Raw genomic sequence first — 14,702 nt, 5'->3', positions numbered from 1 at the left:
CTTCCGGGTGGGGGCCCGGGGGCACGACTGCCCGTTCCCGTAACGCGTTTGTCGTCGTCGGCGGCGCCCCGCGAGGATGGCGGGAACCATTCGACGAGACGACGAGAGCGGAGTGACCGACGATGTCAGGACCCGTGACCCTCGACCGGCGTGAAGGACCCCACGGAGAGGTCGTCCTGCGGCGCCGCGACGAGCACTACGAGATCATCGCCAACGGCACCTTCCTGATGGACACCTCCGACGGGCGTTCCGAGCGGCTCCTGATCGACGCGGCCCTCGCCGCGCTCCCCGAGGAGCGCCGGGCCGGGGCCTCCGTGCTCGTCGGCGGGCTCGGCGTCGGCTTCTCCCTCGCCCACGCCGCCGCCGACCCCCGCTGGGGCCGGATCGTGGTCGCCGAGCGCGAGGAGGCGATCGTCGACTGGCACCGGCGCGGACCGCTCGCCGCGATCTCCGGGGCCGCGCTCGCCGACCCCCGGACCGTGATCCTGCACACGGACCTGGTGGAGCACGTCCACACCTCCGCCGACACCTACGACGCGCTCTGCCTGGACATCGACAACGGCCCCGACTGGACCGTCACCGAGGACAACGAATCCCTTTACTCCACAGGGGGGTTGGCGGCCTGCGCGGCCCGGCTGAACCCGGGCGGGATCCTCGCCGTGTGGTCCGCGCGACCCTCCGCGGATTTCGAAGCAACCTTGCGGAATGCCGGATTCAGCGGGGTACGGACGGAAGAGGTGCCCGTTGCCCGGGGCGTCCCGGACGCGGTCCACCTCGCCGTACGTCCCGGCTGACTCCTGGATAGCCGGGACACCACCGGTACCTCTAGGCTGCTGCACCGACATCGGCGACGCGAGGCGGGGCAATGGAGCAGACACACACCACTCACCACGGTGCGGCGGCCACTCCGGGGGCCCAGCGGCGCGTCCTGGTGGTCGAGGACGACGCCACGATCGTCGAGGCGATCTCCGCCCGGCTGCGCGCCGAGGGCTTCCTCGTGCAGACCGCGACCGACGGTCCCGCCGCCGTCGACGCGGCCGAGGCCTGGCAGCCCGACCTGATGGTCCTGGACATCATGCTGCCCGGCTTCGACGGCCTGGAGGTGTGCCGCAGGGTCCAGGCCCAGCGGCCCGTCCCGGTCCTCATGCTGACCGCCCGCGACGACGAGACCGACATGCTGGTCGGCCTCGGCGTCGGCGCGGACGACTACATGACGAAGCCGTTCTCGATGCGCGAGCTGGCCGCCCGGGTGCACGTGCTGCTCCGCCGGGTCGAGCGGGCCGCGCTCGCGGCGGTCACCCCGCGCAGCGGCATCCTGCGCCTGGGCGAGCTGGAGATCGACCACGCCCAGCGGCGGGTCCGGGTCCGGGCGGAGGACGTGCACCTGACCCCGACCGAGTTCGACCTCCTGGTCTGTCTGGCGAGCACCCCCCGGGCGGTCCTCTCCCGCGAGCAGCTGCTCGCCGAGGTGTGGGACTGGGCGGACGCCTCGGGCACCCGGACCGTGGACAGCCACATCAAGGCGCTGCGCCGGAAGATCGGGGCCGAGCGGATCCGCACGGTCCACGGCGTCGGCTACGCGCTGGAGACCCCGGCGCCATGAGTCCCCGCGGGCCCGGCGGGCCGGAGGAGCCGAAACGGCCGGAGCGACCGAAACGACCGAAGCGACCGAAACGGCCGGAGGAGCGGGACGGATCCGGCGGTCCGGAAGGACCGGGCGGGCCGGACGCACCGGGCCGGCCGGGCGGATCCCGCGGGCGGCGGGGGCCGGGCGGGCCCGGCGGGCCCCGGGGCGCGCGGCGGCGGCGGCACCGGATCGCGATCTCCATCAAGACCAAGCTCGGCGCGCTCGTCGTCGGGGCGGTCCTGCTGACCTCCTGCCTGGCCCTGGTGGCGATCCGCACGTCCACCGAGTTCCGGTACATCACGATCTTCGCGATGATCGCGACCCTGCTCATCACCCAGTTCGTGGCGCAGTCCCTGACCGCGCCGCTGGACGAGATGACCACGGTGGCCGGGACGATCTCGCGCGGCGACTTCAGCCGCCGGGTGCGGGGCGCGGACCGGCGGGACGAGCTGGGCGACCTCGCGTCCACGATCAACCGCATGGCGGACGACCTGGAGGCCGTGGACCGGCACCGCAAGGAGCTGGTGGCCAACGTCTCGCACGAGCTGCGGACCCCGATCGCCGCGCTGCGGGCCGTCCTGGAGAACGTCGTGGACGGGGTCTCGGAGGCCGATCCCGAGACGATGCGGTCGGCGCTGAAGCAGACCGAGCGGCTGGGCCGGCTGGTGGAGACGCTCCTCGACCTCTCACGCCTCGACAACGGTGTCGTGGCCCTGCGGGGGAGCCGTTTCGAGGTCTGGCCCTATCTGTCGGGGGTGCTGCGGGAGGCGAACCTCGCCGCGTCCCAGCGCGGCCTGTCGTCCACCTCGGGCCTGCACAACCGCACGGACGTGCACCTGCACCTGGACGTGTCGCCGCCCGAGCTGGCCGCCCACGCGGACGCGGAGCGGCTGCACCAGGTGATGGCGAACCTGATCGACAACGCGGTGAAGCACTCCCCGCCGCACGGCCGCGTCACCGTGCGGGCCCGGCGCGGCCCGTATCCGGACTCCCTGGAGCTGGAGGTCGAGGACGAGGGCCCCGGCATCCCGGAGTCGGAGCGGCACAAGGTCTTCCAGCGGTTCAACCGGGGCTCGGCCTCGCGCCGGCAGGGCCCCGGCAGCGACGGCGGGACGGGTCTCGGGCTCGCGATCGCCCGCTGGGCGGTCGATCTGCACGGCGGCGAGATCGGTGTGGCCGAATCATCACGCGGGTGCCGCATCAGAGTCACTCTTCCGGGCAGTCGTCCACCGACGGATTGACGTAGGGTTCGAACCGGAAGAACACGTTCTGCGTGTACGGGGGTGAGACCTCCGCGCACGTGAACGGGGTGCGATCAGGGGTGCGGCCGAAGGGGGTCGTGCCGATGCTTTTCCGTACCCTCACACCAGCGGAACCACGCTTGTTTCCCGCCATTCACGGCTCCGAAACACCCCGTCAAGTGTGACTTGCGCGACGTTGGAGTGCCCGGCCTGCACCTCCCGGCCGGACAGGCGTAGCCTTTATTTCCGCTGTCCATCACCTTGTGAAGCGGAAGAGGGCGGTTGCCGCCGTGTCGTCTCAGTCCCCCAGTACCCCGAGCTCCCCGACCGACCAAGACGGGCAGGGCCAGAACCCTGCGGCCGCCTTCGGTGCCAATGAGTGGCTCGTCGACGAGATCTACCAGCAGTACCTCCAGGACCCGAATTCGGTCGATCGTGCCTGGTGGGACTTCTTCGCCGACTACAAGCCCGGAGCGTCGGAGACCCCGGCCGCCCCGGCGCCCACCCAGAGCACGCCGAGCGCTCCCGCCGCGCAGCAGACGGGCCCCGCACAGGCCGCGCCTGCCGCCCCGGCGTCCGTGCCCGCCCCTGCTCCGGCGCCCGCCGCGCAGAAGCCGGCCGCGGCTCCCGCCGCCCCGGCCGCGGTGAAGGCGGCCCCCGCGGCCGCCAAGCCGGCCGCCGCCCAGGCCGCTCCCGCCGCCGCGAAGCCCGCCGCCAAGGCCGCCCCGGCGTCCGAGGCCCCGGCCGGTCCCGAGCTGATCACGCTGCGCGGCCCCGCCGCCGCGGTCGCGAAGAACATGAACGCCTCCCTGGAGGTGCCGACGGCCACGTCCGTCCGCGCCGTCCCGGTGAAGCTGCTCTTCGACAACCGGATCGTGATCAACAACCACCTGAAGCGCGCCCGGGGCGGGAAGATCTCCTTCACCCACCTCATCGGCTACGCGATGGTGCAGGCCATCAAGGCCATGCCGTCCATGAACAACTCCTTCGCGGAGAAGGACGGCAAGCCGACCCTGGTCAAGCCGGAGCACGTGAACTTCGGCCTCGCGATCGACCTGGTGAAGCCCAACGGCGACCGCCAGCTCGTCGTCGCGGGCATCAAGAAGGCCGAGACGCTCAACTTCTTCGAGTTCTGGCAGGCGTACGAGGACATCGTCAAGCGCGCCCGCGTGGGCAAGCTGACGATGGAGGACTTCTCCGGCGTCACCGTCTCCCTGACCAACCCCGGCGGCCTCGGCACGGTCCACTCCGTGCCGCGTCTGATGCCCGGTCAGTCGGTCATCATGGGCGTCGGCTCGATGGACTACCCGGCCGAGTTCCAGGGCACCTCCCAGGACACCCTGAACAAGCTGGGCATCTCGAAGGTCATGACCCTGACCTCGACGTACGACCACCGCGTGATCCAGGGCGCCGCCTCCGGCGAGTTCCTGCGGATCGTCGCGAACCTCCTCCTCGGCGAGGAGGGCTTCTACGACGAGATCTTCAAGGCCCTGCGCATCCCCTACGAGCCGGTCCGCTGGCTCCGCGACATCGACGCCTCCCACGACGACGACGTCACCAAGGCCGCGCGCGTCTTCGAGCTGATCCACTCCTACCGGGTCCGCGGCCACGTCATGGCCGACACCGACCCGCTGGAGTACAAGCAGCGCAAGCACCCCGACCTGGACATCACCGAGCACGGCCTCACCCTGTGGGACCTGGAGCGCGAGTTCGCGGTCGGCGGCTTCGCCGGCAAGTCGATGATGAAGCTCCGCGACATCCTCGGCGTGCTGCGCGACTCGTACTGCCGCACCACCGGCGTCGAGTTCATGCACATCCAGGACCCGAAGCAGCGCAAGTGGATCCAGGACCGCGTCGAGCGCCCGCACTCCCGCGTGGAGCGCGAGGAGCAGCTGCGGATCCTGCGCCGGCTGAACGCCGCCGAGGCCTTCGAGACCTTCCTGCAGACGAAGTACGTCGGCCAGAAGCGCTTCTCCCTGGAGGGCGGCGAGTCCGTCATCCCGCTGCTCGACGCGGTCATCGACTCGGCCGCCGAGTCGCGCCTCGACGAGGTCGTCATCGGCATGGCCCACCGCGGCCGGCTGAACGTCCTGGCGAACATCGTGGGCAAGTCGTACGCGCAGATCTTCCGCGAGTTCGAGGGCAACCTCGACCCGAAGTCGATGCACGGCTCCGGCGACGTCAAGTACCACCTGGGCGCCGAGGGCACCTTCACGGGCCTGGACGGCGAGCAGATCAAGGTCTCGCTCACCGCCAACCCCTCGCACCTGGAGGCGGTCGACCCGGTCCTGGAGGGTGTCGTCCGCGCCAAGCAGGACGTCATCAACAAGGGCGGCACGGACTTCACCGTCCTGCCCGTCGCCCTCCACGGCGACGCGGCCTTCGCCGGCCAGGGCGTCGTCGCCGAGACGCTGAACATGTCGCAGCTGCGGGGCTACCGCACCGGCGGCACGGTCCACATCGTCATCAACAACCAGGTCGGCTTCACCGCCGCCCCGGAGTCCTCGCGTTCCTCGATGTACGCGACCGACGTGGCCCGCATGATCGAGGCGCCGATCTTCCACGTGAACGGCGACGACCCGGAGGCCGTGGTCCGCGTCGCGCGGCTCGCCTTCGAGTTCCGCCAGACGTTCAACAAGGACGTCGTGATCGACCTCATCTGCTACCGCCGCCGCGGTCACAACGAGGGCGACAACCCCTCGTTCACCAACCCGCAGATGTACAACCTGATCGACAAGAAGCGCTCGGTGCGCAAGCTGTACACCGAGTCGCTCATCGGTCGCGGGGACATCACCCTGGAAGAGGCGGAGCAGTCGCTCCAGGACTTCCAGGGCCAGCTGGAGAAGGTGTTCGCGGAGGTCCGCGAGGCCACCACCACCGCCTCCTCCTCGGTGCACGTCCCGGACGCCCAGGCCGAGTTCCCGGTCTCCGTCACCACCGCGGTCTCCCAGGAGGTCGTGAAGCGGATCGCCGAGTCCCAGGTCAACGTCCCGGACCGGATCACGGTCCACCCGCGCCTGCTGCCGCAGATGCAGCGCCGCGCCGCGTCCCTCGACGACGGCACCATCGACTGGGGCTTCGGCGAGACCCTCGCCATCGGCTCCCTGCTGATGGAGGGCACCCCGGTCCGGCTCTCCGGCCAGGACTCCCGCCGCGGCACCTTCGGCCAGCGCCACGCGGTCCTGGTGGACCAGGAGACCGGCGAGGACCACACCCCGCTGCTCTACCTGGCCGAGGACCAGGCCCACTACAACGTCTACGACTCGCTGCTCAGCGAGTACGCGGCGATGGGCTTCGAGTACGGCTACTCGCTGGCCCGCCCGGACGCCCTGGTCGTCTGGGAGGCGCAGTTCGGCGACTTCGTCAACGGCGCGCAGACCGTCGTCGACGAGTTCATCTCCTCCGCCGAGCAGAAGTGGGGCCAGACCTCCGGCGTCACGCTGCTCCTGCCGCACGGCTACGAGGGCCAGGGCCCGGACCACTCGTCCGCCCGCCCGGAGCGCTTCCTCCAGATGTGCGCCCAGGACAACATGACGGTCGCCATGCCGACGCTGCCGTCGAACTACTTCCACCTGCTGCGCTGGCAGGTCCACAACCCGCACCACAAGCCGCTCATCGTCTTCACCCCGAAGTCGATGCTGCGCCTGAAGGCCGCGGCGTCCACGGTGGAGGAGTTCACCACCGGCGGCTTCCGCCCGGTGATCGGCGACGCGACGGTCGACGCGGCCGACGTCCGCAAGGTCGTCTTCTGCGCCGGCAAGGTCTACTACGACCTGGAGGCCGAGCGTCAGAAGCGCGGTGACAAGGAGACCGCGATCATCCGTCTGGAGCGCCTGTACCCGCTGCCGGGTGCCGAGCTCCAGGCCGAGATCGCCAAGTACCCGAACGCCGCGAAGTACATCTGGGCGCAGGAGGAGCCGGCGAACCAGGGTGCCTGGCCGTTCATCGCGCTCAACCTGATCGACCACCTGGACCTGGCGGTCGGCGCGGACATCCCGGCGGGCGAGCGCCTGCGCCGGATCTCGCGTCCGCACTCCTCCTCCCCGGCGGTCGGCTCGGCCAAGCGCCACCAGGCGGAGCAGCAGCAGCTGGTCAACGAGGTCTTCGACGCCTGATCCCGTACCGCTCGCGCGTGACGGGCGGAGGCCCGGCACCCCACCAGGGGTGCCGGGCCTCCGGCGTTTCCGCGTCCCTCCGGCCGCCGGGGCTCAGCCGAGGTAGGCCTCGAAGTCCCAGTAGGGGCGGTTGCGCTGGCGGGCGGAGAGGGTGTGCGGGTGCTGCGCGCCGAGGGTCCTGGTGAGGGCCAGGAGGCCGTCCTCCTCGACCTTGCCCGCCTCGTCGACCTCGCGGACCCCCCGGAGGTCGGCGGCGAGCGCGATCCGGCACGAGAGGGTGAGCGGGTGCTCGTCGCCGAGGACCCGGCGGGCGCGGCGGAGCGTCTCCCGGCTCAGCTCGACGGCGTCGCCGACGCGCCCGTTGAAGTTGCGGGCGGCGGCGGCGTTGAGCGCGCAGCCCAGGACCCAGGGGTGGTCGGGGCCGAGGGTGGCGGTGAAGCCGCCGAGGGCGGACTCCAGGAGGGCGAGGGCGCCGGAGCGGTCGCCCGCGGCCTGCATGACGAGGCCGGTGTTGGCGACCATGCCGGTGGCGACGGGGTGGGCGGGGCCGAGGATCGAGCGGAACCCGGCCTCCGCCTCGGCGGTCAGCTCGCGGGCGTGGTCGAGGTCCCCGTGTTCGCGCAGGTAGTTGGCGTAGTTGTTGATGAAGGTGAGGGTCGTGTGGTGCTCCCGGCCGTGCACCTGCTCGATCTGTTCGAGGAGGCTCGCCATCTGGGCCCCGATGTCCTGCTGGGAGCCTCCCTCGCGGCGGCGGCAGAGCGCGAGCTGGGCGCGGGCCGAGAGGGTCTGCGGGTGCTGCGGCCCGAGCACCTGGACGTGGAGCCGGACGCCGGCCTCCTGGCGTACGAGGGCGTCCCGGTAGCGGCCGAGGAGGCGCAGGTCGTGGGCGAGGGCGCCGGCCGAGTTGAGGGTGTTGGCGTGGCGGGCGCGCAGGACGGTCTCGCGGCGGGCGAGGTTCTCGGCGTCGAGGTCGTACGCCTCCTGGTAGCGGCCGAGGAGGCGGAGGCTGACGCCGAGGTTGTGGCGGGCGAGGAGGGTCATGAACTCGTTCTCGCCCAGGATCCGCTGGGATTCGTCGAGGAGCCGGCGCTGGAGCTCCTCGGCCTCGGTGTACTGGCCGAGGTAGCGGAGGTTGCTCGCGGCGGCGCTGTGGGCGATGAGTTCGGCGTGCTCGTTGCGCGGGGTCTGCGCGCGGAGCCGTTCGAGGGCGGCCGAGTCGAGGACGTGGGCCTCGCGGAACCGGCCGGCGGCGCGCAGGATGTTGCCCTCCTGGCTGGTCAGGGTGAGCATCGGCTGGGCCACCGGGTCCATGAACCCGCTCCAGCTGAGCCGGATCCGCTCGGCGAGCCGGATGCCGGCCTTGAACTCGCCGCTGCGGTAGCAGTAGCGCAGGCAGTTGAGGACGGCGTTCTGGATGCGGGGGCCGCGGCTCTCCAGGGCGCCCGAGGGTTCGAGGTGCGGCAGGAGTTCGGCGTAGCGGGGCCAGTTCCGGCTGTCCATGGGGTTGCCGGGGTCGGCCTCGGCGAGCAGGGTGCGGACGGCCTTGCGGTGGGCGGCGCGGTGGGTGCCGTCGGTGAGCCGGGAGACGATGTCGTGCACCAGGCGGTGCATGTGGACGGACTCCTGGTGCGGTCCCATGTCGGTGCTGACGGGGCCGCGGGTCTCCCGGGTGAGGACGGAGTAGTTGACCAGGGTGTCGAGGGCCCGGGTCCAGGCCGGCAGGTCGTTGACCATCCAGTGGAGGTCCTCGGGCAGTTCGGCCTGCGGATAGGCGCGGACGAGGCCGAGGGGGATGCGGCCGGGGGCGAAGGAGGCGCAGAAGCTGAGGATCTCGACGGCCTGCGGCTGGGCGCGGCGGAGCCGGTTGATCAGTATCGACCAGGAGGTGAGGGAGGCGTTGGGCATGCCCTCGCCGCCGGTGGGGTCGTCGACGGTGGAGAGGCGGCCCTCGCGGACCATGCGGAGGTACTCGGGCGCCTCCATGCCGGACTCGCCGAGCCAGGCGGCGGCCTGGACGAGGGGCAGGGGGACGTCGCCGAACTCGTGGGCGACCTCGTCGGCCTCGGCGGCGGTGATGTGCGGGGCCCGGCGCATGAGGTAGCCGGTGGACTCGGCGCGGGCGAAGCCGCCGACCTCCAGGAGGTCGGTGTGTTCGCCCCAGAGGCGGTTGCGGGAGGTGATCAGGACGTGGCCGGGACCGTGCGGGAGCATGACGCCGGCGTCCCTGATGTCGTCCCAGCCGTCGAAGACGATCAGCCAGCGGCTCTGCGGGTCGCCCCGGCGCAGGGCGTCGCGGACCGCGCGGATGCGTTCGCCGGGTTCGTTGCCGACGGGGAGGCCCAGTTCGACGGCGAGTTCGCCGAAGCGGTCGCGCTGGACGTTGCGGTCGTCGGAGCTGACCCACCAGACGGCGTCGTAGTCGGGGCTGAAGCGGTGGGCGTACTCGGCGGCGATCTGGGTCTTGCCGATGCCGGACATGCCGAGGAGGGTGCAGGCCGCGTTGCCGCGTTCGGCGTCCATGAGCCGTTCCTGCAGTTCGGCGAGGAGGTCGTCGCGGCCGGTGAACCGGGGGTTGCGGCGCGGGACCTCGCCCCAGACCTCGGGCGGGGTGTCGGGGTAGCGGGCGAGGGCGCCGGACGGGATGCGGCGGCCGGCGGAGCGGCGGGGTTCGATGCCGAGGCGGCCGAGGAGGCGGGCCTCCGCCTCGTCCTCGCCGACGCCCCACAGGCCGGCCGGTTCCAGGACGGCGGTGGCCGGGAGCAGGGGCCGGTTGGTGAGGTTGACGGCGGCGAACCGGTCGGCGTGGGCGGCGACGAAGCCGCGCAGGACGTCGTTCCACTCCCCGGCGGGGCGGGGGCCGAGTTCGAAGAACCAGTCGTTGAGGACGAGGAGGACCTGGCCGCGGGCGAGCAGCAGGTCGCCGAGGGAGTCCTCCAGGGGCACCTCGCGGGGCGGGTCCCAGCGGTGCGGGGTGGCGCGGACCCCGTGCAGGTCGAGGCGCTGGCTGATCCAGGTGGCCCAGGGCCGGTGGTATCCGGGGAACACCACCAGGACGTGTTCGGGTGCCGTGCTTCCGCGCGGGGCTCCGCCCCCGGTCGGCCGCGCCTGTTCCGCCATGTGTACCTCTCCCTGTTCCCTGTCCGCTCGCACGCCACGGGGTGTCGCCGCGCGCGTGCATAGTGTCACCGAAGCGCTCGGGGCGTGGCGCCGAGGCGCGCGTGGTGCTGCTGCATGTGGCGGGCGAACTCCCTTCCGGCATTGGTCAGTTCATCGGATTCAAGCAGGACCGAGAGGGCTCGGCCCACCTGATGGTGGAATCTCTCGAACTGCTGCCCGGCCCGGGTGCGCCAGGGGCCGGGCGGCCCGGTCGACCGGGCCGCGCGCCGCCACAGGTCGGTGAGGGCGAGATGGGCGTAGGCGCCCTGGAGGACCCCGGCGATCGGGCGGGCGTCGGTGCGCCAGCCGACCCGGTGCACGGTCGCCGGTCCCGCGGTGTGGAGCGGTACGAGTTCGTGGACGGCCGCCAGTTTGGTGTGCTGGGTCTCGTGGACGAGGACCTCCGCCATCTCGCGGGGGCCGTCGGGCAGCGAGGCGAGGACGGCGCCGGGGGCGGCGCGGAGGGTGGCCCCGAACGGGCCGGCCCCCCGGTCGGCGTGGGCGACCGGCACCAGGACCCGGACGAGGCTCCGCACCTCCCCGGCGCGGCCGGGGTCGGTGGCGTCGAGGAGGCGGAGGGCCGCCCGCCAGTGCTCGGCCCAGACGGCCCGCCCGGCGGGTCCCGCCTCCACGCCGGTACGGGGCGGGTTGCCGATCCCGCCGCGGGGGACCCGGTAGGGGTCCAGGTCGTCGAGGACGGCCGTCCCGCCGGGGAGCCGGAGCACGGGGCGCCAGCCGGCCCCCGCGCCGGCCGGGCGCCCGGAGCGGGGGTCGCGCGGGAACAGGACGGTCCGGTCGGGCCCGGCGCCCTCGGGGGCGATCCACGCGTGGCGGCCGGCGGTCCGCACGGCGGCCCGGTCCGCTCCGGTCCGCAGCCTCCCGAGGCCGGTGAGGGGCAGGGTGCCGCGCGGACTCGCCACGGTGAGGTCCAGGGCGCAGCCCGCGCACAGCGCGGCGGTGAGGGCGAGGGCGTCGAAGTGGGCGAGCCGCGCGTCGAGTTCCGGTCCGGGCGGCGCGGTGAGCGCGGCGGCGAGCCAGCCGCCGGTGGTGGGGTAGTCGAGGAGGTCGCGGACGACGGCCGGCGCGCGCCGCTCCGCCCGTTCGAGGAGGTGCCAGGCGGCCTCGAACCGGCCGCCCACCCCGCCGCCGAGCTCCGCCCGGTGCCGGTGGACCCGGACGAGCAGCGCCTTGAGCAGGACGAGCCGGCGCGCGTGGAGCGCGGAACGGATCAGGACGGCCCCGTCGTGCGTGGGCCGGGTCCGGGCGAACAGGGCGAGGAGGGCGGCGGAGGGGGGAGCGTGGGTCATGACCGCCTCCCCCGGGGGCGGGGCGGGGTCTCCGGCGGCCCCGGCGGCCAGGCGGGGGTCCGGGCGGGGATCCGCCCGGGGGTCCGGGCGGGGATCTGGCCGGGGGTCCGGGCGGGGATCTGGCCGGGGGTCCGGGCGGGGATCCGCCCGGAGGTCCGGCCGGGGATCCGCCCGGAGGTCCGGCCGGGGATCTGCCCGGAGGTCCGGCCGGGGATCCGCCCGGGGGTCCGGCCGCGGCGGGCCCCGGTCAGGTCACTCGGCGCCCTCGTCGGAGAACCACGACTCGCCCAGCTCCGAAGCGCGTCCGAGCACGCGGTCGACCTCGGCCACGAGCGCCGGGTCGTCCAGGACGCGCAGGGTGCGCAGATCGACGGCCGCGAGGTCGGGGAGGCGGGGTGCGCGGCCGGGCCCGTGGGTCGCGCGGTCGGTGTTCCGGTCCGCACCGCTCGTCCACCCCGTGTGCTCGAACACCCTCGGCTCCTCCTCACCGGCGCCCGTCCCCCGCAGTCGTAGCGGCGGAGCGGTTCTTCCCGACGCCGGGAAGCCGGAAACACGTTCGACTCAACTGCGCTCATGTGCGCCCCCCGTCGTCACGCCGCTCACCCGAACGAACCGGCCAAGGTCCACCAGGGGGGCGCGATGCTCCGCCGCTCCCGCTCGTCCGGCCGGCCGGCCGGAGCGCCGTGCGCGGCCTCCGCCGTCCCGAGCAGCGCCCTGGTCCGCTCCACGTCGGCCCGGTCCACCTCCACCAGTGCGCCCGTGAGCCGCCGCCACCGCTCGGCGGCGGCGCGCAGCGCGGTCCCGGCCCGGCCGGGACGCCCCATCAGGAGCAGGACGGCCCCCTGGCCGTGCAGGGCGCGGGCGGCGGTGACCGAGCCCGGGGCGTCGCCGTGGGCGGCGCGCGCGTCCTCCTCTGCGTTGCGGTAGGCGGTGAGCGCGGCGCCGGTCAGGCCGTCCCTGGCCACCTCGGACAGCTCCAGGCGCACCCGGGCCAGTTGCAGCCACGCCTCGGCCCGCGCGCCCGGCTCCTCGGTGCCGCGGACGGCCTGCTCCAGGAGGTGGCGGCTCTCGAAGAGGTCGGGCAGGAACCCGGCGCGGTGGAAGCGGAGCGCGAGCACGCTGCCGATCAGGGTCCGGGCCCCGGCCCGCTCGGGCGCGTCGGCCGGCAGCCGGGTGAGGGCCTCCCTCAGCACCCCCTCGGCCCGGTCGACGGGGGCCGTGCCGGTCCCGGCGGCGGCGCGGCGCAGCAGGGAGCCGCCCCAGGCGAGGAGGGTCCGGCCGCGCTGCCCGCTGTCGGCGGGGGCGAGCAGGGTGGCCTCCTCGTAGGCCGCGTCTGCGGCGTCCCCGTCACCGGCCGCGTCGTACAGCCGGGCGCGGGCGGTGGTGTGGCGGAGCCGCAGGGCGCGGCCGTCGCCGAGCAGGGGCGCGGCGCGGTTGAGGACGGGGGCGATCCGGCCGGGTCCGGCCCCGGCGAGGCGGAGGGCGTCGGCGAGGTCGAGGAGGACGGCGGCGCTCTCCCGGAGGCCGAGGGCGGCGGTCAGCTCCCCGGTGGCGGCGGCGCCGTCGCCCCGGGCCAGGAGCAGGCGGCCCCGGCGCAGGTGGAGGGTGTGGCGGGTGGTCCCGGGCCAGCGCTCCGGGGGGCCCGCGAGGGCGTCGAGGGCGGCGTCGAGGTGGCCGGGGTCGTCGGTGTCGCGCCACAGGGAGTGGTGGACGACGGCGAGTTCCAGCCGGGCCTCGGCCCACGCCTCGCCGCCGGGCCGGGCCAGTTCCCCGGCCCGTACGAGGGTGTCGGCGGCCCGGGCGAGGAGTTCCGCGCGCCGGCCGGAGCGCCGGGCGGCTGCGGTGCCGGCCTCGGCGTGGAGGGCGCGGGCGAGGACGATCCGGGCCTCGACGGGTTCGGCGGGGAGGGCGGCCTCGGCGCGTTCGCGGGCGCCGGCGAGGAGGGCGGGGTCGGACTGGCCGCGGCCCTGGGCGAGGAGGCGCCGGGCCTCGGTGAGCGGGTCGGGGGTGACGAGGTCGGGGTGGTAGAAGCGGAGCACGCGCGCGGGGATGCGGGCGAAGAGTTCGGTCTCGTCGCTGTCGGGCCCGAGGGGTTCGTCGGTCGCGTCGGGCGGTGCGGCGGCGCTCCCGTCCTCCGGTTCGTCCCCGGCCTCCGCGCCGGCCAGACGGGCGGCGGCGAGCGCCGGGAAGTTGCGCATGCCCTGGCCGAAATTGCGCTCCACGTAGGCGGAGCAGTGTTTGAGGACGAGGGCGGCGGCGCTGGGGTCGAGCGAACCGAGGAAGTGCTGCTGGATGCCCGGCGGATAGCTGAAGCAGGGGTACGGGGTGGGGCCCGGAAGGCGCCGCAGGAGTCCGCTGAGCAGGACCTCGGCCAGCTCCATGGGGCCGGTGTCGGGGAGCATGGCGCGCTGGACGAGCTGCATGACGGGCAGCGTCAGGGGCGCGGCGGCGAGGTGGACGGCGAGCCGGAGGGCGCCGGGCGAGGCGCCCGCCCGGAAGGCGCGGAGGAGTTCCTCGTCGCCGCGCGGGGCGCGGGGGGTGTGCGGGGCGGCGGGCCCGGCCGGTTCGGCGAGCCGGGCGGCCCAGCCGCGGACGGCGTCGCCGCCGTGGCCGGTGTGGAGGCGGGCCCAGGAGGCGAAGGCCTCGGGGGTCGGGGTGAGGACGGGGACGGCGCGGTGGCCGGGGACGAGGGGGCCCCAGGGCTCGTCGTCGGAGCGGAAGGAGGCGTGTCCGCCGGGGGTCGCGGAGCGCTGGAAGGTGCCGGGTTCGGCGGGGAGCGCGGTCCGGGGCCAGAGGCGCGGCGGCAGGGGCTGGACGAGGGCGAGCGGGGAGCGGCGGGGCCACGGGCGCGGGAAGCGCTGGGCGGCGCCGCGCTGCCAGAGGGGCCCGACGCAGTCGCTGACGACGAGGGTGAGCCGGCGGCCCGTGGGGTCGTGGAGCTGGTCGACGGGGCGCAGCCGGGGCCGGCCGTCGGCGCCGGAGGTGGTGGTGACGAGCGGGGGCCCGTCGCCGGTGTCGTACAGGCGGTGCACCTGGACGTCCCGGAAGGCGCCGGACTGCTGGCAGGCCTGGCGGAGTTCCTCGACCATCCGGCTCCAGACGCCCATGGCGGGGCCGGTGTCCATGAGGAGCTGGATGTCGGGGCGGTGGCCGGAGGCGGGGCGCAGGACGGGGGTGAGGAGGCCGGCGGCGGCGCTGCGTTCGGCGGTGGCCTCCTCGTCGAGGACGCCCTCGCCGGGCCGGGGCGGGGCGGGGG

At 74.3% G+C, this 14,702-nt stretch carries 8 protein-coding genes; 4 read left to right on the top strand and 4 right to left on the bottom strand.

What is annotated here, in order from left to right; translation table 11 throughout:
• Positions 1-122 precede the first annotated feature (122 nt).
• The 4 genes from ADL08_RS04810 to ADL08_RS04795 all read left to right on the top strand — a co-directional run bounded on the left by ADL08_RS04810 (position 123) and on the right by ADL08_RS04795 (position 6,983).
• Positions 123-794, top strand: a complete 672-nt coding sequence (locus ADL08_RS04810) for a spermidine synthase (protein WP_053640778.1) — start codon at positions 123-125, stop codon at positions 792-794.
• Between the two features lie 71 nt (positions 795-865).
• Positions 866-1,603 (top strand): response regulator transcription factor, encoded by a 738-nt coding sequence (locus tag ADL08_RS04805; protein WP_053640777.1) that lies wholly within the window; start codon positions 866-868, stop codon positions 1,601-1,603.
• Positions 1,600-2,868 carry a HAMP domain-containing sensor histidine kinase gene (locus ADL08_RS04800; protein WP_234351996.1) on the top strand — a complete coding sequence of 423 codons (1,269 nt, stop codon included), beginning with the start codon at positions 1,600-1,602 and terminating at the stop codon, positions 2,866-2,868. Before ADL08_RS04805 ends, ADL08_RS04800 begins: the two co-directional genes overlap by 4 nt.
• A 290-nt stretch (positions 2,869-3,158) precedes the next feature.
• Entirely contained in the window at positions 3,159-6,983 is a 3,825-nt protein-coding gene (locus tag ADL08_RS04795) for a multifunctional oxoglutarate decarboxylase/oxoglutarate dehydrogenase thiamine pyrophosphate-binding subunit/dihydrolipoyllysine-residue succinyltransferase subunit (RefSeq protein WP_053640776.1), read from the top strand.
• Between the two features lie 93 nt (positions 6,984-7,076).
• Here the strand turns inward: ADL08_RS04795 and fxsT are convergent, their stop codons facing one another.
• From fxsT to ADL08_RS38670, 4 genes are all read right to left on the bottom strand, one after another.
• Positions 7,077-10,100, bottom strand: coding sequence for an FxSxx-COOH system tetratricopeptide repeat protein (gene fxsT, locus ADL08_RS04790; protein WP_053640775.1), 3,024 nt, complete (start codon positions 10,098-10,100; stop codon positions 7,077-7,079).
• A gap of 65 nt (positions 10,101-10,165) precedes the next feature.
• On the bottom strand, positions 10,166-11,446 hold the full coding sequence (locus tag ADL08_RS04785) for an aKG-HExxH-type peptide beta-hydroxylase (RefSeq protein ID WP_053640774.1): 1,281 nt from the start codon (positions 11,444-11,446) through the stop codon (positions 10,166-10,168).
• A 252-nt stretch (positions 11,447-11,698) separates the two neighbouring features.
• Positions 11,699-11,917, bottom strand: a complete 219-nt coding sequence (locus tag ADL08_RS04780; protein WP_053640773.1) for a hypothetical protein — start codon at positions 11,915-11,917, stop codon at positions 11,699-11,701.
• Between the two features lie 128 nt (positions 11,918-12,045).
• A partial coding sequence (locus ADL08_RS38670) for an SAV_2336 N-terminal domain-related protein (RefSeq protein ID WP_053640772.1) occupies positions 12,046-14,702 on the bottom strand: 2,657 nt, incomplete at its 5' end.

The sequence above is a fragment of the Streptomyces sp. NRRL F-6492 genome, assembly GCF_001280125.1.
Lineage (GTDB): Bacteria > Actinomycetota > Actinomycetes > Streptomycetales > Streptomycetaceae > Streptomyces.
The sequence above is the reverse complement of the archived record's forward strand: the minus strand, read 5'-3'. Positions and strand labels throughout refer to the sequence as shown.